At 62.7% G+C, this 24,186-nt stretch carries 24 protein-coding genes; 6 read left to right on the top strand and 18 right to left on the bottom strand.

Going from position 1 to position 24,186, the window contains the following annotated elements; all coding sequences use genetic code 11:
- Nucleotides 1–43: 43 nt before the first annotated feature.
- The 6 genes from mddA to AACY13_RS08165 form a co-directional block, all read right to left on the bottom strand.
- Nucleotides 44–802: a methanethiol S-methyltransferase gene (gene mddA, locus AACY13_RS08190; protein ID WP_339460649.1), complete on the bottom strand. Its 759-nt coding sequence runs from the start codon at nucleotides 800–802 to the stop codon at nucleotides 44–46.
- Nucleotides 803–852: 50 nt separating this feature from the next.
- Complete coding sequence (locus AACY13_RS08185; RefSeq protein ID WP_339460648.1) at nucleotides 853–1,128, bottom strand: DUF4242 domain-containing protein; 276 nt, start codon at nucleotides 1,126–1,128, stop codon at nucleotides 853–855.
- Between the two features lie 114 nt (nucleotides 1,129–1,242).
- Nucleotides 1,243–4,038 (bottom strand): PAS domain S-box protein, encoded by a 2,796-nt coding sequence (locus AACY13_RS08180; protein ID WP_339460647.1) that lies wholly within the window; start codon nucleotides 4,036–4,038, stop codon nucleotides 1,243–1,245.
- Nucleotides 4,039–4,218: 180 nt separating this feature from the next.
- Nucleotides 4,219–4,935, bottom strand: coding sequence for a response regulator (locus tag AACY13_RS08175; RefSeq protein ID WP_339460646.1), 717 nt, complete (start codon nucleotides 4,933–4,935; stop codon nucleotides 4,219–4,221).
- A gap of 58 nt (nucleotides 4,936–4,993) precedes the next feature.
- Entirely contained in the window at nucleotides 4,994–5,458 is a 465-nt protein-coding gene (locus AACY13_RS08170; RefSeq protein ID WP_339460645.1) for a DUF3859 domain-containing protein, read from the bottom strand.
- Nucleotides 5,459–5,521: 63 nt separating this feature from the next.
- Nucleotides 5,522–6,544 carry an amidohydrolase family protein gene (locus tag AACY13_RS08165; RefSeq protein WP_339460643.1) on the bottom strand — a complete coding sequence of 341 codons (1,023 nt, stop codon included), beginning with the start codon at nucleotides 6,542–6,544 and terminating at the stop codon, nucleotides 5,522–5,524.
- A gap of 112 nt (nucleotides 6,545–6,656) precedes the next feature.
- Here AACY13_RS08165 and AACY13_RS08160 point away from each other — a divergent pair, with 112 nt between their 5' ends.
- From AACY13_RS08160 to AACY13_RS08140, 5 genes are all read left to right on the top strand, one after another.
- Complete coding sequence (locus AACY13_RS08160; protein ID WP_339460642.1) at nucleotides 6,657–7,055, top strand: OsmC family protein; 399 nt, start codon at nucleotides 6,657–6,659, stop codon at nucleotides 7,053–7,055.
- On the top strand, nucleotides 7,055–7,915 hold the full coding sequence (locus AACY13_RS08155) for a pirin family protein (protein ID WP_339460640.1): 861 nt from the start codon (nucleotides 7,055–7,057) through the stop codon (nucleotides 7,913–7,915). Before AACY13_RS08160 ends, AACY13_RS08155 begins: the two co-directional genes overlap by 1 nt.
- Nucleotides 7,916–8,005: 90 nt before the next feature.
- Nucleotides 8,006–8,554, top strand: coding sequence for a sigma-70 family RNA polymerase sigma factor (locus AACY13_RS08150; RefSeq protein ID WP_339460638.1), 549 nt, complete (start codon nucleotides 8,006–8,008; stop codon nucleotides 8,552–8,554).
- Entirely contained in the window at nucleotides 8,551–9,264 is a 714-nt protein-coding gene (locus AACY13_RS08145; protein ID WP_339460636.1) for an anti-sigma factor, read from the top strand. Before AACY13_RS08150 ends, AACY13_RS08145 begins: the two co-directional genes overlap by 4 nt.
- A 297-nt stretch (nucleotides 9,265–9,561) precedes the next feature.
- Nucleotides 9,562–10,353 (top strand): DUF4394 domain-containing protein, encoded by a 792-nt coding sequence (locus AACY13_RS08140; RefSeq protein WP_339460635.1) that lies wholly within the window; start codon nucleotides 9,562–9,564, stop codon nucleotides 10,351–10,353.
- 41 nt (nucleotides 10,354–10,394) lie between these two features.
- Here the strand turns inward: AACY13_RS08140 and AACY13_RS08135 are convergent, their stop codons facing one another.
- The 5 genes from AACY13_RS08135 to AACY13_RS08115 form a co-directional block, all read right to left on the bottom strand.
- Nucleotides 10,395–11,177: a dienelactone hydrolase family protein gene (locus AACY13_RS08135; protein WP_339460634.1), complete on the bottom strand. Its 783-nt coding sequence runs from the start codon at nucleotides 11,175–11,177 to the stop codon at nucleotides 10,395–10,397.
- Nucleotides 11,178–11,281: 104 nt separating this feature from the next.
- Nucleotides 11,282–13,189: a molecular chaperone HtpG gene (htpG, locus tag AACY13_RS08130; protein WP_339460632.1), complete on the bottom strand. Its 1,908-nt coding sequence runs from the start codon at nucleotides 13,187–13,189 to the stop codon at nucleotides 11,282–11,284.
- A 94-nt stretch (nucleotides 13,190–13,283) separates the two neighbouring features.
- A complete protein-coding gene (locus tag AACY13_RS08125; RefSeq protein WP_339460631.1) occupies nucleotides 13,284–14,549 on the bottom strand; it encodes an MFS transporter in 1,266 nt (421 codons plus the stop codon).
- A gap of 49 nt (nucleotides 14,550–14,598) precedes the next feature.
- A complete protein-coding gene (locus AACY13_RS08120; RefSeq protein WP_339460629.1) occupies nucleotides 14,599–15,045 on the bottom strand; it encodes a PaaI family thioesterase in 447 nt (148 codons plus the stop codon).
- Nucleotides 15,042–15,518: a PaaI family thioesterase gene (locus tag AACY13_RS08115; RefSeq protein ID WP_339460628.1), complete on the bottom strand. Its 477-nt coding sequence runs from the start codon at nucleotides 15,516–15,518 to the stop codon at nucleotides 15,042–15,044. Before AACY13_RS08115 ends, AACY13_RS08120 begins: the two co-directional genes overlap by 4 nt.
- A 181-nt stretch (nucleotides 15,519–15,699) precedes the next feature.
- On the opposite strand from AACY13_RS08115, the gene AACY13_RS08110 reads away from it, so the two are divergent.
- On the top strand, nucleotides 15,700–15,969 hold the full coding sequence (locus AACY13_RS08110) for a hypothetical protein (protein WP_339460627.1): 270 nt from the start codon (nucleotides 15,700–15,702) through the stop codon (nucleotides 15,967–15,969).
- A 207-nt stretch (nucleotides 15,970–16,176) separates the two neighbouring features.
- On the opposite strand, the gene AACY13_RS08105 is transcribed toward AACY13_RS08110, so the two are convergent.
- The 7 genes from AACY13_RS08105 to odhB form a co-directional block, all read right to left on the bottom strand.
- A complete protein-coding gene (locus AACY13_RS08105) occupies nucleotides 16,177–16,569 on the bottom strand; it encodes an MAPEG family protein (RefSeq protein WP_339460625.1) in 393 nt (130 codons plus the stop codon).
- A complete protein-coding gene (locus AACY13_RS08100) occupies nucleotides 16,566–17,300 on the bottom strand; it encodes a DUF599 domain-containing protein (RefSeq protein ID WP_339460623.1) in 735 nt (244 codons plus the stop codon). Before AACY13_RS08100 ends, AACY13_RS08105 begins: the two co-directional genes overlap by 4 nt.
- Before the next feature lie 111 nt (nucleotides 17,301–17,411).
- Complete coding sequence (gene brnQ, locus AACY13_RS08095; protein ID WP_339460622.1) at nucleotides 17,412–18,725, bottom strand: branched-chain amino acid transport system II carrier protein; 1,314 nt, start codon at nucleotides 18,723–18,725, stop codon at nucleotides 17,412–17,414.
- 395 nt (nucleotides 18,726–19,120) lie between these two features.
- A complete protein-coding gene (gene sucD, locus AACY13_RS08090) occupies nucleotides 19,121–20,008 on the bottom strand; it encodes a succinate--CoA ligase subunit alpha (RefSeq protein ID WP_339460621.1) in 888 nt (295 codons plus the stop codon).
- The gene (gene sucC / locus AACY13_RS08085; RefSeq protein WP_339460619.1) at nucleotides 20,008–21,174 is read right to left on the bottom strand and encodes an ADP-forming succinate--CoA ligase subunit beta; all 1,167 of its coding nucleotides are present in this window, start codon (nucleotides 21,172–21,174) and stop codon (nucleotides 20,008–20,010) included. Before sucC ends, sucD begins: the two co-directional genes overlap by 1 nt.
- A gap of 222 nt (nucleotides 21,175–21,396) precedes the next feature.
- A complete protein-coding gene (gene lpdA / locus AACY13_RS08080; RefSeq protein ID WP_339460617.1) occupies nucleotides 21,397–22,833 on the bottom strand; it encodes a dihydrolipoyl dehydrogenase in 1,437 nt (478 codons plus the stop codon).
- A gap of 65 nt (nucleotides 22,834–22,898) precedes the next feature.
- Nucleotides 22,899–24,125 carry a 2-oxoglutarate dehydrogenase complex dihydrolipoyllysine-residue succinyltransferase gene (gene odhB, locus AACY13_RS08075; protein ID WP_339460615.1) on the bottom strand — a complete coding sequence of 409 codons (1,227 nt, stop codon included), beginning with the start codon at nucleotides 24,123–24,125 and terminating at the stop codon, nucleotides 22,899–22,901.
- Between the last annotated feature and the right edge of the window lie 61 nt (nucleotides 24,126–24,186).

The following is a 24,186-nucleotide window of genomic DNA, read 5'->3' as shown; positions in this document are numbered from 1 at the left end:
GGATAAAAGGCCACCCCTCGGGGTGGCCTTTTTTGTCTGGCCCTCAGGCCGCCTCTTCCGTCTCTGCAGCGGCCGGCTTCTTGAAGCGCGGCAGCAGCATCGGCACTCGCTGGCGATAGCCGTGGTACTGCGGGTGCGCCTTGAGCAGGTCGTGCTCCTCGAACAGGATCGCGACGAGGATATAGACACTGGTCACCAGGGCGAACAGCAGGTGGGTCGCACTCATGTGCGGGGTGCACCAGAAGGCGAAGAACCAGCCCAGGTACAGGGGATGGCGCACCAGCTTGTAAGCCCCCGGCGTCTTGAACGGCAGGCTGGTGTAGGGCTTGCCCAGCAGTTGCAGCCAGACCTGACGCAGGCCGAACAGATCGAAGTGATTGATCAGGAAGGTGCTGTACAGCACCAGCGCCCAGCCGAAGCCGAAACCGGCGTTGAGCAGTAGCCGACCACTGCGGTTTTCGATCTCCCAGATCACCCCGCCCAGGGGCTGCCAGAAATAGAATAGGGCAATCAGCGCCAGGCTGGAGAACAGCACATAGGTACTGCGCTCGGCCGCCTCGGGGATGATCCGCGTCCACTGCGCCTTGAAGGCGGGTCGTGCCATCACGCTGTGCTGAATGGCGAACACCGCCAGCAGCAGCACGTCGATGACCAGGGCGTTGCCGAAGGGCATCTGCGGCGCGCCGTCGATGGTGCGCGGCAGCATCGGCAGGTTGCCGACAAAGCCGATGGCGTAGAGAAAGGTGGCGAAAAACACCGCATAACTGCCGATGCCGTAGAGAAAGATGCTAAGGCGTTTCATGGTGTGGCCCTCATGGCGCGCGCCCTCCCGGGAACCGCGCGACGGGTGGATTAGGCGAATGCGTGACTGGCGTCGAGTACGCTGCGAACCTCGTTGATGCTGTCTGCAGGGAAGCCGCTGATCTGGGCATGGCGGCGGATCAGCTCGGGGCTCTGCGCCAGGTAGATACAGAACAGCTTGTCCTCGGTGACATAGGAGTGCAGCCACTGGATTTCACTGCCCAGGCCCTTGAGGACCTGATGGGAATGCAGGGCGGCGCGGCTCAACTCGCTTTCGCTCATCTGTCCGGCATAAGGAATGTGTCGTTCAATGACATAGCGTTTCATGATGGTGTTCCTGCCTCGTGATCGGGATGCTGCAGGGGCTGCAGTCGAGGTCAGGTTGCACCGGCTTTGTATCGGCCCGATGGCGGCCGGTTGTGCCTTTGTAAAGCCTTGGTTTCAGTCGGTTTCAGCCGGTAGATTGGCGCGCAGCCAGGCATACAGCTCGGCCTGATCCAGGGGTTTGTGCAGCAACACGCGCACGCCCTGAGCCAGCACCTCGGCCTGGCTCAGGCGGTCGCTGAAGCCGGTGTAGAGGGCAATCGGCATATCCGCGCGGGCCGCCAGCAGGCGGCGCGCCAGCTGCAGGCCGGTCAGACGCGGCATGCACTGGTCGACAATCACCAGGTCCCAGGCGTAGGGGTCGACCAGCAGCTCGACCGAAGCCTGCTCGGCATCGCACCACAGGCGCACCTCGAGCCCCCACTGGCTGAGCCGCTCAGCCATGAATTCGCCAACCGAACGCTCATCGTCGACCACCGCCAAGCGACCACGCAGGGCTGGCCAGACCTGCCCCGTGGGCATGGCCGGCGCGCGTAGTGTGGGTTGCGCCGGGGTTTCGACCAGCGCCGGGATCAGCACCTGAAAACAGGCCCCATAGCCGGCCTGGCTGTGCACCAGCAGGTGCCCGCCATACTCGTGAACGATGCCGTGTACCAGCGACAGGCCCATGCCGCTGCCCTGCCCCGCAGCCTTGGTGCTGTAGAAGGGCTCGAACATGCGGCTCTGCACGCTTTCGCTGATGCCGGGCCCCGAGTCTTCCACCTCCAGCAGCAGGTAGTCGCCGGCCAGTGGCTGCTGGCAGGAGGCGCACACGCCCTGAGCCTGCCTGGCCCGTCGCAGGGCGATATGCAGGCGGCCGACACTACCCATGGCATCGCGGGCATTGATGCAGAGGTTCATCAGCACCTGCTCCAGCTGCACCGGATCGAACAGGGCCGCCGGCAGGTCCTGGGCCAGCTGCATCTCGATCTCGACACTGGCCGGCAGCGTCGACTGCAACAACTGGCGGAACTCGCCGATCAGCTTGCCCAGGGCCAGCGGCTGCGGCTGGCCGCGGCTGCCACGGCTGAAGGTGAGCATCTGCTGGATCAGGTCGCGGGCCTTTTCCGCCGAATGCTGTACCCGCGCCAGGTAACGGCACAGGCGCTCGTCGCCCTGGTTCTCGGCCAGTTCTTCGGCCATGACCGTATAACCGAGCATGCTGGTCAGCAGGTTGTTGAAATCATGGGCCACGCCACCGGTCAGGTGGCCGATGGCTTCCATGCGCTGGGCCTGACGCAGTTGCTGCTCCAGGGCGGCGCGCTGCTGCTCGGCCTCCTGGCGCTCGGTGATATCGCGCAGAAAGCCGATAAACTGCGGCCCGGCATGGCCCTGCACCACGGAGATCGCCAGCTCGGCCGGAAAGGACTGGCCATTGGCGCGTTGCGCCGTCACCTCCACCCGGCGACCGAGAAAGGGCCCCTCGGCGGTGTCGAGATAGCGCTGCAGCCCTTGGGCATGGGCCGCCCGCGTCGACTCCGGAATGATCATCTGCGCCAATGGCCGGCCCATCACCTCCTCGCGGCGCAAACCGAAGCACTGCTCAGCTGCCGGGTTGAAGGTGGTCACCCGGCCCTCTGCGTCCATGCCGATAATGCAGTCCAGGGCGCTGCCGACTATGGTGCGGTACTGCTGCTCGCTGGCGCGCAGGGCGTTTTCGGCTTCCTTGCGCTGGGTGATCTCACGGGTAAAGGCGAGGATGCGGTCGATACCGGCAATGCTCGCCCGCTTCAGGCAGACCTCATCCCAGTGCAGGCTGCCGTCGCGGTTGCGCCTGAGCCACTCGAAGCGCTGCGGCCCGCTGTTGCGTGCTCGGGCCAGCCATTCGATGGCCTCCGCACCGGTATAGGGCGGGTAACCGGCACTGAAGGCCTCGATTGGCAGGCTGAGCATTTCTTCATGGCTGTAGCCGTAGAGCTCACAGGCCCGCGGGTTGATATCGACCAGCGCCCCACTGTCCAGGTCATGGACGAAGATGGCGTCCTCAGAGGACTCGAAGATCGAGCGATAGCTGGCCTCGGCATCCCGGCGCTGCAGTTCGGCGGCGGCGCGCACCGAGAAAATCCGCAGCACCGACTCGACCCGGTTGCGCGTCGGCAACGCCCGGCTGTGAGCCACGGCAATCAGCCCCAGGGGCCGGCCGTCACTGGCAAACAGGGGGTAACCGGCGTAACTGTCGAGGTGGAACTGTCGCAGGCTTTCGTCGCCGGCGTAGTGCGTGCCCAGGTCCTTCTCGACCAGATGGAAGGCCTTGCCGAATACATCCTGGCAGGGCGTGCCGGCCAGCGGATAGCTCACATTGGGGTACAGGCTACCGGCGTGGTAGAGCGCCAGGGTGGTTAGCTGGCCCGGCGCGCAGACCCGACTGACAAAGGCGAAATCGGCCTGCAGCGAACGCGCCAGATAACGTGCAATGGCCTCGAACACCTCATCCCCGGTGGCCGCAGAAACGCCCAGGGCGACATGCCGCAGGGCCTCCTCGACCCCCTTGCGCTCGCTGATATCGGTGGAGATGCCGCATACCGCGATCACCCGCCCCCGGGCATCGAACAGCGGGAACTTGCTCGACAGATAGACCCAGCTGCGCTGTTCCAGCAGCAGCTGTTCTTCAAACTCGATGGAATGGCCGAGGCTGACCACACTCAGGTCATTGCTGCGCAGGGCATCGGCCACCGGAGCGGCAAACAGCTCATGATCGCTGCGCCCCAGCACCTGTTCGGCGCGCAGCTGGAAGAAGCGCTCGAAGGCCGGGTTGACCAGGCGGTAACGCCCCTCCAGATCCTTGATATAGATAACCGCGCTGCTGTTGTCGACGATCTGCCGCAGCGGGTGGTCGGGGTCGCTGGTGACCAGTGATGGGAGCGGCTGCTGCATGGCTTACCTCCGCACGCGAGCTATGTGCGCAGTATAGAAAGCCGGACCGGGCCAGCCGCCGCCGACAACCGCATTGAAACAATTGAAACAGAGGCTGTTCTCGGAACCTGTTTAGGCTCTCGCAAGCCGGGCCATTTCTAACACCGTATCGCCGACGCGCAGCAGGTCGTAAACAGATTCTCAATGGGGCCTGGCGGACACCAGCATATACCCCACCCCGCGTACGGTGCGGATGATCTGGGGCTTCTCCGGGTCGTCCTCGAGTTTGCGGCGCAGGCGCGCGATGCGGATATCGATGGAGCGGTCGAAGGGGTTCCAGTCACGGTTCTGGGTCAGGTTGAGCAACTGATCACGCGACAATGGCCGGTCGGGGCGCTGGGCAAAGGCCTGGAGCAGGTCGAACTCCATGGCTGTCAGCTCGACCTCGGCAGCGTGCTCGTCGAGCAACTGGCGGCGCTGCAGATCCAAGACGAAGCGGCCCAGGCGAATGCCGTCCTGCTCCCGAGCAGGTTCCTCGCGGACTTCGCGCTGGTAGCGGCGCATCACCGTCTTGACCCGCGCCAGCAACTCGCGCGGGTCGAAGGGTTTGGCCAGGTAGTCATCGGCCCCCACTTCCAGGCCGATAATGCGGTCCAGCGGGGTGCCGGCACCGGAGATCATGATCACCGCCAGGTCATGGTGCTCGCGCAGAAAGCGCGCCAGGCTCAGCCCGTCCTCGCCCGGCAGGCCGACATCCAGCAGCACCAGATCCGGCAATTCGAGCTGCAGGGCCTGACGCAATGCCGCGCTGTCGGCGCAGCCCTGCACCCGGCAGCCATGCGCGCCGAGGTAGTCCTGCAGCAACTGCCGCACCTCGGCGTCATCGTCGACCACCAGCACCCGCCACTCGCCTGTCATGCCCCGAAGCCCTCGCGGTAATCTTCACAGCATAGTCAGGTGCGGCAGTCTCGGTGTTTTAACGGACCTCGAAGCGCTGTTCGAGCAACTTGCGATCATCCTGAAACACCATAAAGTGCCACTCCCCCGGCACCACTTCATGGCGCTCGGTGAACTCGAAGGCCATGACGTCCTGGGCCGCTCCGGGCACCAGTTTCTGCACCACGACGAACTTGTCGTGGCGCGTGCCTGCGGGGCTGATCACCCCTGGGGTCAGGTAGAGCAAGGTCAGCGGTGCATCGCCTGCGGTCTTGCCGGCCAGGCTGTAACGCATGCCGAACTTGGTGCCGAGCTTGGCCGGGATCACCGCGCCGGGCTCAATTGGCTGATTGCTGCGGGTCAGCACCCGGTCGCCAGCCTGGAAGTCCTCATAGTCGCTGGCGAAGACGCCGTACTCGACCGGCCCCTCGACCCGCACCTCGGCCCGGGCCAGACCGCTTGCCAGCAGGCAGGCCGCCAGTGCAGTGAAAACGCTGTAGTGCATGGTTCGCTCCTCGTTATCGATGACGCGAGCCTATGACGTCTTCGTGACAGGACTATGACAGGCCTATTCGGCCAGTTTCTCCTGCACCCGGCGGGGCAATACGGCGAGGAAGTTGTCCCGCGCGACCCGCTGCGCGACCGCGGCCGGCAAGGCATCGAGGAAGGGGCGATAGCCGTCCATATAATCCTTCAGGCCGTCAAAGCGCCCCACGACATCGGAGCCGAGCATAAAGCGCTCGGGATAGCGCCTGACCAGCTTGAGCCAGTCGGCATCGGGCTTGCCTTGCTTGTCCAGCAGGTAGGGCCTGAGCATGCTCCAGGACAGGTCGATATAGAGGTTGGGGTATTGCTCGAGCAGGCGTTCCAGGGTCGGCAGCAGAAAGTCCAGACGCTGCTGGTGGCGATGGATTTCCATGCTGGTACCGGCATGGGCCCAGATAAAGCGCACATGCGGATGGTTGCGCAACGGGGTCTCGATCTCCTGCAGATAGAGCGGATTGCGTTCGCGCTTGGAGGTGATGTTGGAGTGCAGCAGCACCGGCAGGTCGTATTCGGCGGCCAGGTGGAAGACCCTGGTCAGGGCTTCGTTATCGGCCCGCGGGGCGTCGCCGTGGATCAGCGCCGTGAGGTCGTCGTGGCGGGTGAAGATCTCGCCGATACCCTGCCAAAGCCCCGGATCGAGCTCGAGCATGCGGCGGATATGCGCGTCGGCATTCTTGTCGTTGGGGTTGAAACCCGAGAGAAACGGATGGAAGCGCTTGCGCTGCGCCGCGGACAGCTGCTTGTAGGCATGCGCGATCAGCACATCGGTGGCGCTGTACCAGTAGGCCTTGGCATCATCGCCGGCGTAGTAACGCGGGCGCTTGGGCTCGTTTTCGCCCCACTTCTTCGCCACCGGAATGCCCGAGAGCATGACATGGTCGATATCGGCCTCGGTCATGTGCGCGAGCAGCTTTTCCATGCCCTCGCTTTCCTGGAAGAAATCGACATAGTGCAGGTGAGCATCGCTGTAGCGATATTCCCGCGCCTGCACCAGGCCGCTGCACAGCACGGCAAACAGACAAAGACCCAATCCTTTCAAAGCCAAGACCCGCTCAAGACGTGAAGCCAATAGACTCACTACACTGGCTTCTAGTTCATCCACCAGCATGCTGGCAATGGCTCCAGCGCCGTACCCGCATTCAACCCGAGGAGTTCAAATGATCCGTATCAGCAACGAGAACGGCCTGCTGCAGCGCATTAGCATCGGGCCACATACCCTGCACAGCGACGTATCGGTGGAACTGGGCGGCGCAGGTGCAGACCCCGAGCCCCACGACCTGTTCGACGCCGCACTGGGTGCGTGCAAGGCGCTGACCCTGGCGCTGTATGCCAAGCAGCGCGGCCTGCCCCTGGAGGGCCTCGACGTACAGCTCAGCCGTGATGACAGCCAGGAGCGTCAGGGCGTCTACCGCCTGGATGTCGAGCTGACCCTGCATGGCGCGCTGGATGACGCACAACGCCAGCAACTGCTGCGCATCGCCGATAAATGCCCGATCCACAAGCTGATGACCAGCAGCGAGGTCCAGGTCAGCACGCTACTGAGCGAGGAGCGCTAATGAGCGACTTTCTGCTGATCCAGCCGCGCCAGGAAGACATCGCCGGGCAACCCATTCTGCGCCCCCTGCCCTCGGCCAAATGCCGCAGCGTCGGCCCGTTCGTGTTCTTCGACCATATTCTGGAAAACACCTACCCGGCCGGTAGCGGCATGAATATCAACCAGCACCCGCATATCGGCCTGTCCACCCTCACCTACCTGTTCGAGGGGCAACTGCAGCACAAGGATAGCCTCGGTTCGGATCAACTGGTCAGCCCCGGCGAAGTCAGCTGGATGACCGCAGGCAAAGCCGTGGCGCATGTCGAACGCACGCCGCAAGCCTTGCAACAAAGCGGCTCGCGCCTGCATGGCCTGCAGGTGTGGCTGGCCATGCCCGCCGCCGAGGAACAAGGCGAGCCCAGCTACAGCCATCACCCTGCCGGCAGCCTGCCGCGCAGTGCCAGCATGGGTGTGGAAATCTGCCTGATCGCCGGCAGCGGCTTCTGCCTGCAATCGCCGGTGCCGGTGTTGTCGCCAACTGTCTATGCCGAGATCAAGCTGGCCGCCGGAGCCGCGCTGCAAATCCCCGCCGAGCATGCCGAGCGTGCGCTGTACCTGATTGACGGCGAGGCGACACTGGACGACCAGCAACTGCCGCTGCGTGGCCTGCTGGTGCTGCCCGAAGGCGAGACCTACACCCTCAGCGCCTGCAGCGAGAGCCACCTGGTATTGATTGGCGGCGCACCGATCGGCCCGCGCCGGATCAACTGGAACTTTGTCGCCAACGACCCGGCGCTGATCGACCAGGCGCGCCAACGCTGGGCCGCGCAGGACTGGCCAAGGGTGCCAGGCGAGACCGCGCGGATCGAGCTGCCACGCTGACGGAGAAGATTTGTTGCACTCCCGAGACATCCAAACAGCAGGTGCTCGGGTATAACCCTTGGCACGCTCACACACTCAGGAACCCTGTGCATGGCGCAGCCGCCGTTCGATTACGAAAGCCGTCTGGAAGACTGCGCCCGGCAGGATGAGCGGGCATTCCAGGCACTCTATCAACAGGAGGCCGCGCAGATGCTCGGGCTGGCCATCACCCTGCTCGGCCGCCGTGATCAGGCTGAGGACTGTGTGCACGATGCCTTTGTGCAGATCTGGCGCAACGCCCAGCGCTTTCAGCGAGCGCTTGGCAGCGGCCGCGCCTGGATCTACAGCATCCTGCGCTACCGCGCCCTGAACCAGCTGCGCAGCCGTGGCCGCACGGTGGAAATGGATGACGACTTTATCGAACGCGCCGCCGACGACAGCCCGCAGGCCGCCGAGCTGCTGGAGCAACGGGGCGAACAGCAGCAGCTGCGTCGTTGCCTGCAGGGTATCGAGCGCAACCGCCGTCACCCGATTCTGCTGGCCTTCTACCGTGGCCTGACCCATGAACAGATCGCCAACCGCCTGACCACCCCGCTGGGCACCATCAAGGGCCGTATCCGCGCCGGTCTGCGCGCACTGCAGGAGTGTTTGCAAGCATGATTACGCAGCAACCTGCCGAACGCCGCGCATTGATCGGCGAATACGTTCTGGGCCTGCTCGACGAGGCCGAGGCCAAGGAAGTGCGCGAGCTGATCGAGCAGGATGCCGAAGCCGCGCAAATGGCCCAGCAATGGCAGCAGCACTTTCTCGAGCTGAGCGACCAGTTGCCGCCGCAGACACCCTCCGCGCAGTTGTGGCAGCGCTTGCAGGACAGCCTCGGGCTGACCCCGGCGGTCAGTCGCATGAGCGGCTGGCTGGCCTGGTGGCAGAGCCTGACCACCTGGCGACTCACCAGCGCGGCCCTGGCGCTGGCGCTGATCGCCGCCCTGCTGCCTGAGCTATGGCGCAGCGATAGCGCCGTCAGCAGCTACACCGTGGTGCTGCAAGCCCCAGGTGAAGCGGCCAAGCCGGGCTGGGTGGTGCATATCGATGGTGAAGGTGGCTTGCGCCTGCAACCACTGCTGGAAGATCAGATTCCGGCCGACCGCTCGGTGCAGTTCTGGACACTGATCGATCCAGCCATCGGCCCGCGCTCCCTGGGCCTGGTCGAACCGGGTAAGCCATTGCAGCTGTCCGCCGAACAGATTGGCGCGGTACAGCCCGGCCAGCTGTTCGAGCTGACCCTGGAACCGGCCGGCGGCTCGCCCGAGGATCGGCCAACCGGCAAGGTGCTGTATATCGGCCGCGCGGTGCTGGCTTCGGTCAACTGAGGCCATTTGCAAAAAAACTGAATTTATTTTCAGGCGGCGACATCCAGACGCGCTCTCGTGGGTATAGCTATCAGGTGTTTCATCGAGGCACCAGCAAGGCCGGCCTTAGAAGCTGTTCACGGTCTAGCGAGCTAGAGCCATACAAGGCGAAAACAAGCGAGGACGCGGAGTTTACGAACTGTAAATGAGCAGTCCGAGCTTGTTTTTAACGCAGTAGGGCCGACGCGCAGCAGATCGTGAGCAGGTTCTTAGCCAGCCTTGCATCGATGCTGGATTACTACAGATGAGAGGACGCTTATGAACAGGCTCAATACCCTGCTGACCACAGTCGCTGCCACTGCCACCCTCAGCCTCGCCGCCGGCACTGCCAGCGCCGCCACGCTGCTGGCACTGAGTGCCGATGGCCAGCTGTTCAAGATCGACAGCGCCAGCCTGGCAATCACTGCCAGCATGACCGCCAATAGCCCAAGCCCACTGCGCGGCATCGATGTGCGCCCAGCCAACGGCATGCTCTATGGGCTGGGCAGTGACAACCAGCTCTATACCCTGGACCTGGCCACGGGCGCGGCCAGCAAGGTGGCCAGTCTGAACAAGCAGCTGCCGGGCAGCGGTCCGGCGGTCATCGATTTCAATCCGGTGGCCGACAAACTGCGCATGCTGGCCGCCGACGGCACCAACTTTCGGGTCAATGTCGAAACCGGTGAGGTGGTGGTCGATGGTTCGGTAGCTTATTCAGCCGATGGCCCCTACTCCGGTAAAAGTGCACAAGTGGTGGCTGGTGCCTATACCAACGCCTATGCCGGCACCCAGGCTACTTCGCTGTACAACGTCGACCTGGCCAGCAGCAGCCTGATGCTGCAAAACCCGCCTAACGACGGCATCCAGCAAGCCGTTGGCAAGATCGTCGATGGCCTGCAGAACGCGGCCCTGGATATCGCCAGCGACGGCAAGGGTGGCAACACCGCTTACCTGCTGACCGGTACCACGCTGCACACCCTGGACCTGGCCAGCGGCAAGCCAGCCACCCTGGGCGAGGTCGCCGGCCTGCCAGGCAATATCATCGATATCGCTGTGTTGCCTGAGATGTAAAAGGGAATGCGGGAAGGCCGCCTGGCCTTCCCGCTTACGGCTTACTGGGCGAAGACTTCCGCGAACAGATCATCCATGGCCTTGAAGGCGCGCACGGCCACCAGCGGGTGGTACTCATTGCGCCCCGGCACATTGGCCTGCGGATTGGTAAAGGAATGCACCGCGCCGCCGTAACTGACCAGCTGCCAGTCGGTTTTCGCCGCTTTCATTTCGGCGACAAAACCGTCGAGTTGCGCCGGCGATACCGATGGATCGTCCGCGCCATGCAGCACCAGGACCGGAGCCTTGATGTTCTGCGCGTCATTCGGGTTGGGCGTATCCAGATTGCCGTGAAACGATACGAAGCCTTTCAGCTCGGCCCCCGAGCGCGCCAGTTCCAGCACCGCACCGCCGCCGAAGCAGAAACCTATGGCTCCCAGTTTGCTGACATCCAGCGCCACCTGCGCGGTTTGCGCCTTGAGCACCTCCACGGCGGCCTGGGCGCGTTTACGCATCAATGGTCGGTCGCCGCGCACCAGGGTCGCAGCGGCCTTGGCCTCATCGGCATTACTCGGACGCACGGCCTTGCCGTACATGTCGGCCATAAACACCACGTATTTGTCGCCGGCTGCACGCGCGGCCTTCTTCGCCGAATCTTCGCTGACGCCCAGCCAGTTGGGCACCATCAGCAGGCCCGGGCGTGGCGTGGTCACCGCATCGTCGTAAATCAGCAAACCTTCGAAGGCTTCACCCTCGATCTCATAAGGCACCGGTTTGACCACCACGGCGGCTTCGGCGCTACCAACCAGGCCGGCCAGCGCCAAGGGTAAAAGTGATTTGTTCATCGGCCCGAACTCCTCTTGTGTGAGTAGTTCTCAACACTAGCCTCTGTGCGTGCTGCGCCAAGAAAAAAGCCCGCTTTCGCGGGCTTAATTTTTTACGGCAGGTGTCAGGCGGAAAGCTCGACCAGCAGCTTGTTCAGACGCTGCACATAGGCGGCCGGATCTTTCAGGTTGTCGCCGGCGGCCAGGGCGGCCTGGTCGAAGAGGATATGACTGAGGTCGGCGAAGCGGTCTTCGTCGGCCTCGCCATCGAGCTTCTCGATCAGCGGATGACCCGGGTTGAATTCGAAGATCGGCTTGGAGTCCGGCACCTTCTGCCCGCTGGCTTCGAGAATCTGGCGCATCTGCAGACCCAGGTCTTGCTCGCCGATGGCCAGGATGGCCGGCGAGTCGGTCAGGCGATGGGAAACCCGCACCTCGGCAACCTGTTCACCGAGCGCGCCCTTGAGCCGCTCAACCAAGCCTTCTTTGGCCTTGGCCACTTCTTCCTGGGCCTTCTTGTCCTCTTCCGAGTCCAGCTTGCCCAGGTCCAGGTCGCCACGGGCGACGTCGACAAACTGCTTGCCATCGAACTCGGTCAGGTAGCTCATCAGCCACTCGTCGATGCGGTCGGTGAGCAGCAGCACTTCGATGCCTTTCTTGCGGAACACTTCCAGGTGCGGGCTGTTCTTCACCTGGGCGTAGGATTCGCCGGTGAGGTAGTAGACCTTGTCCTGACCTTCGGCCATACGGGCGATGTACTCACCCAGGCCGACGCTCTGTTCGCCGTCTTCGCTGCTGGTGGAGGCAAAGCGCAGCAGGCCGGCGATCTTCTCCTTGTTGGCGAAGTCTTCGGCCGGACCTTCCTTGAGCACCTGGCCGAAGTTCTTCCAGAAGCCCTTGTATTGCTCTGGCTCGTTCTTCGCCAGTTTTTCCAGCATATCCAGCACGCGCTTGGTCAGCGCCGACTTCATCGAATCGATGATCGGGTCTTTCTGCAGGATCTCGCGGGAGACGTTCAGCGACAGGTCGTTGGAGTCGACCACACCCTTGATAAAGCGCAGGTACAGCGGCAGGAAGGACTCGGCCTGATCCATGACGAATACACGCTGCACGTAGAGTTTCAGGCCACGCGGCGCTTCGCGCTGATACAGGTCGAACGGAGCACGCGCCGGGGTGTACAGCAGCGAGGTGTATTCCAGCTTGCCTTCGACCTTGTTGTGGCTCCAGCTCAGCGGGTTCTCGAAATCGTGGCCGATGTGCTTGTAGAACTCCTGGTATTCCTCGTCCTTGATCTCGGTACGCGGACGGGTCCACAGGGCGCTGGCACGGTTAACGGTTTCCCATTCAACCTCGGCAGGTGCCGTCTCGCCTTCGGCAACGGCTTGCTCTTTAGGCAGCTCAATCGGCAGCGCGATATGGTCGGAGTACTTCTTGATGATATTGCGCAGACGCCAACCATCGGCGAACTCGTCTTCAGCGCTCTTCAGGTGCAGGACGATGCGGGTACCGCGCTCGGCTTTCTCAACGGTAGCGACTTCGAACTCGCCCTCGCCCTTGCTCGACCAGTGCACGCCTTCGCTGGCCGGGCTGCCGGCACGGCGGCTGAACACGTCGACCTTGTCGGCGACGATAAAGGCCGAGTAGAAACCCACGCCGAACTGGCCGATCAGGTGCGAGTCCTTCTTCTGGTCGCCGGTCAGGTGCTTCATGAAATCGGCGGTGCCGGATTTGGCGATGGTGCCCAGATGGGTGATGGCATCCTCGCGGCACATGCCAATGCCGTTGTCTTCCAGGGTAACGGTCCTGGCCTCCTTGTCGAAGCTGACGCGGATCTTAAGCTCGGCACCGCCTTCAAGCAGTTCGGGCTTGGCCAGCGCCTCGAAACGCAGCTTGTCGCTGGCATCCGAGGCATTGGAAATCAGCTCGCGCAGAAAGATTTCCTTGTTCGAATACAGCGAATGGATCATCAGGTGCAGCAGCTGCTTCACCTCGGTCTGGAAGCCCAGGGTTTCTTTTTGAGTTTCCACACTCATGCTCTCTAACTCCACGTGGTTGACATAAGCCGCAGTGCGACGGATGTCCTACAGGTGGGGGCATGCGCTGAGATTTCAAGGGCCGGGCTGGCGATCAGGGTTCGAGTAACTCAATGCGCACGACTTCTTCGGGGCGCAGGCTGTAACTGACCTCGCCCTGTCCGCTCAAGCGTTGGCGCAGCATGATCCGACCGTCCTGGTCGACCCCCTGGAAGCGACCTGCGGCAGTATTGCCACGCTCGGTCGCCACCCGCATGCTCAGGTTGTGGTAACGGCTTGGACTGCGCAGCAGTGCGTCCAGGCTAAAGCGAATGCGCCGATCCAGCGGCCGGCTGACACGCTCGGGCGGCGCTGCGACGACTTCGCCACGCGCCGGCTTGGACGTAGACGCGGCCAACACCGGCTCTGGCAACTCCGGCAAACTGGCGAAACTATCGCCCTCCACCGCCCAGCCACGGTTGAGGGATTTTTTCAGCTGCATATCCACGGCCTGTTGCTGCCCATCGATCAAGACCTGCACCCGCAGTTCGAGGCGCTCGGCCGGGAAGCTCACCGCAGCAAAGGGTTGCAGCTGCACCTGGCGCGTGACGAAACGCCGTTGCAGATAATCCTCGATCACATACCTCAGGGTATCGACCGAGTCGATCTGCCGGTTCACCTTGCCGCCCTTGTAGCGCAGCCCATCGCTGAACAGCTCGACCTTGCCGCTCAGGCTGGTCTTGAACTGCGGCGGCAGGACCAGATGAAAATCACCGGCCAGACGGTTCGGGGCCTGCGGTTGCAGGTCGAGGTGCAGGGTGTAGCCGCGGCTCAAGCGCCGCGCCTCGGGCAGTTCCTGTTCCGGCAGCAGCCAGCTGATCTCGATCTCGGGCAACACGCCTTCGTCGCCTGGCAGCACATCCAGGCGCAGCGGCCCCTTGACCGTCTGCGGCAAACGGATAAGCAGCTCGCTCTGGGCAAAGAAATCCTGACCTTCGCGCAAACTCAGGACGCCATCGATCAGCTCGCCCTGCTGCGGGGCGAAGGGCCGCCCATAGAGTTCGCCATTCAGGGCGATGGCCAGCTCTGCGGGGGGCTGCTCGGCGGGTTTGAGCCATTGCAGGCTGAGGATGGCCTCCAGGCGCTGCGAGTCCTGGCTGGCGAGCAGGGTCATGCCGACGATCAGGGGAATAAAACCCAGGCCGGCTAGGGACAACGGTGCGCGGGCAAAGCGCCAGTGGCGCAGCACATAGAGCAGCGTCAAGGGGGGCAGCAGGCTGCCCCAGCCCCACAGCAGGCTGGTGGCAAACGCGCGCATCACCAGCCAGACCAGGCCGGCGAGGATCAGCAGCAAGCCACCCAGAATCAGCAGCGCATCCATCTAGTATTCCTTGTCTACGAGCCGCACTTTATCCGGCACCTGTCGCTGCTCAAGGCTCATCGACCTTGAAGTGGGCGCGGGCAGTCGCGATAGGCTCGGTTTGATTGGTTTGCCAGGCCGTGATCGCCACGTTGGCGACACGCCGACCCTGACGCCACACCTGGCACTGGGCGTAGGTGTCACGATAATGGCCGGCGCGCAGGTAATCTATCGAGAAGTCGATGATTTTCGGCAAATGTGGGATGCCCATAAACATCAGCAGATGGAGCATCGCCGAATGTTCCATAAAACCGGCGATCACCCCGCCGTGCAGCGCCGGCAAGGTCGGGTTGCCGATATTGTCCTGGCTGGCGGGCAGGCGGAAGACCATGTCATCGCCCAGGCGCAGGCACTCGATACCCAGCAGCTTGGCATAGGGAATCAGGCTGATCAGCGAGTCGTAGTTGTTCTGCTCGTGGGCTTCGCGCACCAGCTGATTGAGCTTGGGACTGCTCATGCGCCACCCCCTTGAATCTCGCGTTTGACCTGCCTGTCGCCCTGCGCGCCCTTGCCCATGCGCATAAAGGCTCCCACCACGTGGACGATGGGTTGCGCCGGATCATCCTGATAGGCATAGCCGCGGGTAAAGATGATATTGGGCGTAACCCGGTAACATTCGGCGAAAGCGAACACATCCTTGTTCGGCTCGGCCGGGTGCATATAGTCGATACGCAGATCTAGGGTCGGGCAGATCTCGAACTCGGGCAGCACGCAGACCGTGGAGATACCGCAGGTGGTGTCCATCAAGGTGGTGATGGCACCGCCATGAATCACCCCGGTTTCCGGGTTGCCGATAATCTGCGTGCTGTAAGGCAGGCGCAGGACCAAGCCCTGCGCGTCGGCGCTGTACACGCTTATGCCAAGCACCTGGCAATGGCGCAGAACCGAGAGAAAACGCTGCGCGCGCTCAAGCATGGGGGAGTCATTCATAACGTCAAACCTGGGACAAGCGTACAAAGGGCACGCATGATAGCGCCTCGCCGACACCTGGGCACTGCCCGCTTATGCGGATTCGGGGAAATTGGAGGGAACTTCGTCGATCCATCGCGGTTCAAACGGCCATGACCGGGGCAACCCGGCAACGACGAACATTCACAAGGAGTACCAAACCGTGCAAAAACCATTTACCTATGCCCTGCTGCTCGCCGCCACCCTGGCCCTCGCGGCCTGCGAAAAGACCCCGGAAGAGAAAATGGAATCGGCCAAGGAGTCCGCAGCCGACGCCGTCGAATCCATGGGCGAAGCCATGGAGGACAAGGCCAATCAGGTTCTGGGTAACGAGCCGACCACTGGCGAGAAGATCGAAAACGCAGCCGAAGATACGGCTGAGGCCATCGAAGAGGCCGGCGAAGACGCCAAGAACGCAGTAGACGGCCAGTAAGCAGCATGCTCCAAGGACAGCGCGCAATGCGGTAACTCCGGGTTATCCGCATACAGGCGCACTCAGGGCCTGCCCCGAACCAGCGCAGCGCCGCTCGGGAGCGGGCTGGGGGCCGAGCGTCCAACACGCACGCCACAAAAAATGCCGTTCACTTGCCTGGAGTGAACGGCATTTTTGCGCTACGGGCCCCTGCTGTTGTTTGCGCCCTTACAGAACCGGTACCAGCATCAGCAGCAGGCTGCAGAGCAACCCCAGCACCCAGACCAGACTGCGCTGCCAGTGCATATCGGCCCAGTAGAAGCCCAGGTACAACACCCTAGCAACGACGAAGGTCACGGCCAGCACATCCACCAGTACACCCTGGTTGTTGGTGACGTGGGTCATCAGCACCCCCACGGCAAACAACGGAAAGGCCTCGAAGCTGTTCAGATGGGCCGCCAGTGCCCGCGCGCCGAAGCCGCTCAGACGCGCCTGCTGAGCCCGCGGATGATGATTGTCGTAATGCCCTCCGCCCTCCTTGGCCATGGCCTTGGCCACCGGTGCTTTGGCAACAAAGATCAGCACGGCACTGATAAAAATGCACCAGAACGGCAGACTCATTCGTTTTTCTCCTTGGCTGTCTCGAACGCCGGGGTCTGGGTGTAGACCATCACCTCCAGGACATCGGAGTGAAACTCGCGGCGGTACAACACTATCACTACGCCCGTGCTGACCAGCATGAAAAACCAGGGGTTGATAAACCAGGCCAGGGTCGCCATGCCGAAGTAATAGGCCCGCAAGCCTTGGTTGAACTGGTTGGCCGCCATGGAGATCACCCGCGCGGTGCGTTCGGCAAAGGCCCTGCGCTCCTGCTCGGTGACATGCCGCTCGCCGATCATGGGCGCAGAGCCCACCAGCACCGCGGCGAAGTTGTACTGACGCATGCACCAGCTGAAGGTGAAGAAGGCATAGACGAAGACCACCCCCAGACACAGCAGCTTGACCTCGGACATCTCGCGGCTGGCGGCCTGGACGAAGGGCAGATCGGCCAGCAGGGACACCGCGCGATCGGAGGCCCCCAGCACGGTGAGAATACCGGCGAGGATGATCAGGGTGCTGGAGGCGAAGAACGAGGCGTTGCGCTCCAGGTTGCCGATCACGTTGGCATCGGCGATACGGTTGTCGCGCAGCAGCATGCGGCGCATCCAGTCCTCGCGGTACAGGTGCAGCACGCTGGCCAGACAGGGCGTGGTGCGCCCCTTGGCCTGGGCATAACGGGTGTAGCCCGCCCAGCAGATGACAAACCAGAGAACAGCAAGCAGATGCGGCAGGTAATAGTCACTGATCGGCATGGGAGCTCCTTGATTGCCAGCGCCGATTATAGCCAGGCCAGCCTTTCAACAGGCCAACAAAAAAGGCCACTGGAGCAAACCAGCGGCCTTTAACTGTTACCCGGCGACCAATCAGGCGGCGGCAGCGACCGTTCGGCCCAGCAAGCGGTCGCAGGCAGCGGCCAGAGCCAGGGTGACCAGCACCGGCAACAGCCAGCCCAGGCTCTGATCGGCCAGCGGCAACTGGCTGAAGAACCCGGGCACCCACTGCGCCCAGCCCGCCGCGACCAGGCCGTCGACCAGGCCAAAGACCAGGGCCACCGCCATCACCGGACGGAACACCCGCGCCGCCGAGAGCCAGAAGCCATCGAGCAGGCTCAGGGCGACCAGGACGATGGCCAGGGGATAGAGCCCCACCAGCACGGGTATCGAGAAACTGATCAGTTGCGTCAGGCCCTGGTTGGCGACCAGCAGACTGAACAACCCCAGCGCGATCACCACGCTGCGATAGGACACCGGCAACAGCTTGCTGAAAAACTCGCCGCAGGCTGTCAACAGCCCCACAGCGGTGGTCAGACAGGCCAGGGTGATGACCACGGCCAGCAGCAGGCTACCGGCCGTGCCAAAGGTGTGCTGCACATAGGCGGTGAGTATCTGCACGCCGTTCTGCGCTTCGCCGGCAATCCCCTGGCTGGTCGCACCGAGGTAGAACAGCGCCAGGTAGACCAGCGACAGGCCGACGGCGGCAATCAGGCCGGCAATCACCGAATAGCGTGTGATCAAACGCCCATCGCTGATGCCCTGATCGCGAATCGCGGTGGCAATCACGATGCCGAACACCAGGGCACCGAGGGTGTCCATGGTCAGGTAACCCTGCAGAAAGCCCTGCACGAACGGGGCGGCCTGATAGTCCGCGGCAACCGGGCCAATCTCCCCGGCCGGTACCAGCAGGGCCGCTGCCCCCAGCACCAGAAGCGCGGCGAGCAGAACCGGGGTGATGTACTTGCCGATACGCGCCACCAGCTGCCCCGGATTGAGGGCCAGAAACAAAACGGCGGCGAAATAGGCCAGGGTGTAGACCAGCAGCGGCGTCGCCTGGTTGCCTGCAAAGGGCGCAATGCCCATCTCGAACGAGACCACGGCGGTACGCGGAGTGGCGAACAGCGGACCTATGGCCAGGTACACCGCCACCGCAAACAGCATCCCGGCGCGCTTGCCCAGCGGTGCGGTCAGCAGCGCCATGCCGCCGCCAACCCGAGCCAGCGCCACGATGGTGAGCAGCGGCAAGCCGACACCGGTGAGCAGAAAGCCCAGGGCCGCCGGGCCGATATTTTCGCCCGCCGCCATACCGGCGCTGGGCGGAAAGATGATGTTGCCTGCGCCGAGGAACAGGGCAAAGGTCATAAAGCCAAGGGCCAGGAGATCCGGGCCTTTCAAACGATTCATAGAGGGGAATACCACAGGCAGAAAGTCATGAGTTCCGAGGGTTTCCCGAAGGATCGGGGGAAACGTCACCCAGCCGGCTGGGCTGAGCCACTGATGCGCCGCAGGCCACTTGTGACGGCCCAGACGCGAATAGTTGCAAGCCTATCTAATTTGCCGTTTTAACGGCACTGACACCGGTCAAGCTGTCGAACTGACGTAAACCGCTGTCGCATCGGCAACAGTTCTTGCGTCTAAAAGCTCAGCACCAGGTAGCGCTAAACACCCTGTGCGGGTGGTGCGCACGGCGCACCCTACATGGGGCGATCTCGCACTCAAGCCAGGGACTGGCTGCACAGGCTTTATAACGCTTATAAAAAAGGCCACCCGAAGGTGGCCTCTTTATCAGCCAATAACGCTTAGGCGTTCTTGGCTTCCCAACCGGTCAGCTCGGCCAGGGCCTTGCCAATGTCAGCCAGGGAACGCACGGTTTTAACGCCTGCGTCCTGCAGAGCAGCAAACTTCTCGTCTGCAGTGCCCTTGCCGCCAGAGATGATTGCACCAGCGTGACCCATACGCTTGCCTGCCGGAGCAGTCACACCAGCGATGTAGGAAACAACAGGCTTAGTCACATTGGCTTTGATGTAAGCAGCCGCTTCTTCTTCAGCCGAACCGCCGATCTCACCGATCATTACGATCGCCTCGGTCTTCGGGTCTTCCTGGAACAGCTTCAGGATGTCGATGAAGTTGGAACCTGGGATCGGGTCACCGCCGATACCCACGCAGGTGGACTGACCGAAACCGGCGTCAGTGGTCTGCTTGACGGCTTCGTAAGTCAGGGTGCCGGAACGCGACACGATGCCTACTTTGCCTGGCAAGTGGATGTGGCCTGGCATGATGCCGATCTTGCACTCGCCCGGGGTGATAACGCCTGGGCAGTTCGGGCCGATCAGGACTACGCCCAGTTCGTCGCACTTGACCTTGGCATCCAGCATATCCAGGGTAGGAATGCCTTCGGTGATGCAAACGATCAGCTTGATGCCGCCGAATGCTGCTTCCAGGATCGAGTCTTTGCAGAAAGGAGCCGGAACGTAGATCACGCTAGCGGTAGCGCCAGTGGCCGCTACGGCGTCTTTCACGGTGTTGAACACCGGCAGGTCGAGGTGGGTGGTGCCGCCCTTGCCCGGGGTTACGCCACCGACCATCTGGGTGCCGTACTCGATGGCTTGCTGGGTGTGGAAGCTACCCTGCGAACCGGTGATGCCCTGGCAGATAACCTTGGTGTCTTTGTTGATCAGGACGCTCATTATTTGCCCTCCGCAGCTTTGACGACTTGTTGAGCAGCGTCGGTCAGGCTGGTAGCCGCGATGATGTTCAAACCGCTTTCTGCCAGTACTTTGGCACCCAGCTCGGCGTTGTTGCCTTCGAGACGCACAACCACCGGGATCTTCACGCCGACTTCTTTCACTGCGCCGATGATGCCTTCGGCAATCATGTCGCAACGAACGATGCCGCCGAAGATGTTGACCAGCACGGCCGCGACATTGCTATCGGACAGGATGATCTTGAAGGCTTCGGTCACGCGCTCTTTGGTTGCGCCGCCGCCCACGTCGAGGAAGTTGGCAGGGTTGCCGCCGTGCAGGTTGACGATGTCCATGGTACCCATGGCCAGGCCGGCACCGTTGACCATGCAACCGATGTTGCCGTCCAGGGCCACGTAGTTCAGTTCGAACTTGGCCGCGTGCGCTTCGCGCGGATCGTCCTGGGACGGATCGTGGAAGGTCTTCAGCTTGGGCTGACGGTACATGGCGTTGGCGTCGATGTTGATCTTGGCATCGAGGCAATGCAGATCGCCATCGGCCTTGATCACCAGCGGGTTCACTTCCAGCAGGGCCAGATCGTGGTCCTGGAACAGCTTGGCCAGGCCGACGAAGATCTTGGCGAACTGAGTGACCTGCTTGCCTTCCAGACCCAGCTGGAATGCCAGCTCACGGCCCTGGAACGGCTGTGCGCCGACCAGCGGATCGATGGTCGCCTTGAGGATTTTCTCAGGGGTGTCGTGGGCCACTTTCTCGATGTCCACGCCACCTTCGGTGGAAGCCATGAACACGATGCGACGGCTGGAACGGTCAACGACCGCGCCCAGGTAGAGTTCCTTGGCGATGTCGGTGCAGGACTCGACCAGGATCTTGGTGACCGGCTGACCGTTGGCGTCAGTCTGGTAAGTCACCAGACGCTTGCCCAGCCAGTTGGCGGCGAAGGCCTTGGCGTCTTCCTTGCTCTTGACCAGCTTTACGCCGCCCGCTTTACCGCGGCCACCGGCGTGAACCTGAGCCTTGACGACCCACTCGGTGCCACCGATTTTGTCGCAGGCTGCTGCGGCGTCTTCCGGGGTGTCTACGGCGAAACCCTTGGATACGGGCAGGCCGTATTCAGCGAACAGCTGCTTACCCTGATACTCGTGGAGATTCATGCTTGTCTACCGTCTTCGTTTAGGTATTGCGCATACGGTGCTGCACTTGTGATGCCGCACCACCTGTGACTGCTTCTGCAGCAGTCCGGCTGACGTTCCGCGCAGCAACCTGGGTTGTACGCGGGCGGTCTGCCGTGGTTCTTCCTGTCGAGCTGCACCTTCACCGGTACACAATGCCGGTGAAGGCATCCGCTCAAACAAACAACTATTTAACGCGTGCTGTTAACGCTTTTTACGGTTGGCGATGTGAATGGCGTGGCCATTCACCGCCAGAGCGGCTTCGTGCAGCGCTTCGGACAGGGTCGGATGCGAGAACACCATCATCCCCAGGTCCTCGGCACTGGTACCGAATTCCATGCCGATCGCGCCCTGCTGGACCAGTTCGGCAGCGCTCGGGCCAATCACGTGTACACCCAGAACGCGGTCGGTTGCCGCATCGGCAATCACCTTGACCATGCCGCCGGTGTCGTTGGCAGCCATGGCGCGGCCGCTGGCGGCGAACGGGAAGGTGCCGACGTTGACGGCAACGCCCTCGCCTTTGAGCTGCTGCTCGGTCTTGCCGACCCAGGCGATTTCCGGGTGGGTATAGATGACCGAAGGAATCAGGTCATAGTTCATCTGGGCTTTGTGCCCGGCGATACGCTCGGCCACCATCACGCCCTCTTCCGAGGCCTTGTGTGCCAGCATCGCGCCGCGCACCACGTCGCCGATGGCATAAACGCCCGGCACGCTGGTGGCGCACTGGTCGTCGACGTAGATAAAACCGCGCTCATCCAGATCAACACCGCTGTCGGCGGCCAGCAGATCGGTGGTCACCGGACGGCGGCCCACGGCCACGATCAGCTTGTCGAAGGTCAGCTGCTGCTCGCCTTCGGCGTCGGTGAAGTTGACCGTGACCTGCTTTTTCTTCACGTCGGAACCGGTGACGCGAGCACCCAGACGAATCTTCAGGCCCTGCTTGGTCAGGGTCTTCATGGCTTCCTTGGCGATCTGCTCGTCGGCGGCCGGGAGGAACTTGTCCAGCGCTTCCAGAACGGTCACTTCGGCACCCAGACGCGACCATACCGAGCCCAGCTCCAGACCGATAACGCCGGCACCGATCACGCCGAGCTTCTTCGGCACGCTCTGGAACTCCAGGGCACCGGTGGAATCGACGATCACGTCCTGGTCGACCGGGGCCGGCGGAATGTCCACGGGCTTGGAGCCGGACGCGAGGATCACATGCTCGGCCTCGACCACCTGGGTGGTGCCGTCCTGTGCGGTCACTTCGACCTGCTTGTTCGCCAGCAGCTTGCCGTGACCTTCCAGCAGGGTCACGCCGTTGGCCTTGAACAGGGTGGCAACGCCGCCGGTAAGGTTCTTAACGATATTGCTCTTGCGCGCGACCATGGCCGGCACGTCGATGCTCACGCCCTTGGCTTCGATACCGTGAATGGCGAAGCCTTCTTTGGCTTCGTGGTACTTCCAGGAGCTGTCGAGCAGCGCCTTGGACGGAATGCAGCCAACGTTCAGGCAAGTACCGCCGAGGGCGATCTTGCCGTCCTTGTCCTGGTACCGTTCGATACAGGCAGTCTTCAGGCCGAGTTGCGCTGCCTTGATGGCGGCTACATAGCCACCCGGGCCGGCACCGATGACTACCACGTCGAATTTCTGGGTCATAACATATTCCTTCTCGAATAAACCGGACGGCCCTGCACCAGGGCCGCCGTGGGAGAAACTGGCTTTTAGATGTCCAGCAGCAGACGTGCAGGGTCTTCCAGCAAGTTCTTGATGGTCACCAGGAAGGTCACGGCTTCCTTACCATCGATCAGGCGGTGGTCGTAGGACAGCGCCAGGTACATCATCGGACGGATCACCACCTGACCGTTGATCGCCATCGGCCGCTGCAGGATGTTGTGCATACCCAGGATGGCGGCCTGCGGCGGGTTGACGATCGGCGTCGACATCATCGAACCGAAGGTACCACCGTTGGTGATGGTGAACGTGCCGCCGGTCATGTCGTCGATCGCCAGTTTGCCGTCTTTGGCTTTCTTGCCGAAGGTGGCGATGCCGTTTTCGATCTCGGCCAGGCTCATCAGCTCGGCGTTACGCAGTACCGGTACCACCAGGCCACGGTCGCTGGACACGGCAACACCGATGTCGGCGTAACCGTGGTAGACGATGTCAGAGCCGTCGATCGAGGCGTTGACCGCCGGGAAACGCTTCAGCGCCTCGGTGGCAGCCTTGACGAAGAACGACATGAAGCCCAGGCGTACACCGTTGTGGGTCTTCTCGAACAGATCCTTGTACTTCGAACGCAGGGCCATGACCTCGGTCATGTCGACTTCGTTGAAGGTGGTCAGCATGGCCATGTTCGACTGGGCTTCGACCAGACGCTCGGCGACCTTGGCCCGCAGGCGGGTCATCGGCACACGCTTCTCGACGCGGTCGCCGGCGGCGAACATCGGTGCGGCGGCGGCCGGTGCGGCAGGCTTGGCGACAGGCGCAGGAGCCGGCGCGTTCTTCTTCGCTTCGACGGCGGCGACCACGTCTTCCTTGGTCACGCGACCGCCCTTGCCGGTGCCGGCAATGCTGCCCGGGTCGATGCCGTTCTCTTCGGCGATCTTGCGTGCAGCCGGCGACAGGATGGCGTCATCACCCGCTGCAGCGGCCGGCGCGGCGGCCTGGGCAGCAACGGCAGGCGCAGCGGCAGCCGGGGCGGCAGCGGCAGCACCGCCCTCACCCAGGGAACCCAGCACTTCGTTGGAAAGGACGGTATCGCCTTCATTCTTGATGATTTGCGCGAGGACGCCGTCGGCCTCGGCCAGCACTTCGATCACTACCTTGTCGGTTTCGATGTCGACGATCAGCTCGTCGCGCTTGACCGCATCGCCCGGCTTCTTGTGCCAGGTGGCCACGGTGCCGTCGGCGACCGATTCCGGGAAAGTAGGGGCTTTGATCTCGATAGCCATTATCAGTGGTTCCTTAAATTCGGTTTCTTCTAGCAGGCGGCCCAGTCGGCCGCCTGTTGCG

Origin of the sequence: Pseudomonas sp. EA_105y_Pfl2_R69 (assembly GCF_963970915.1) — a bacterium.
Taxonomy (GTDB): Bacteria; Pseudomonadota; Gammaproteobacteria; order Pseudomonadales; family Pseudomonadaceae; genus Aquipseudomonas.
Note: the sequence above shows the minus strand (reverse complement) of the source record. Positions and strands in the feature narration are given on the sequence as shown.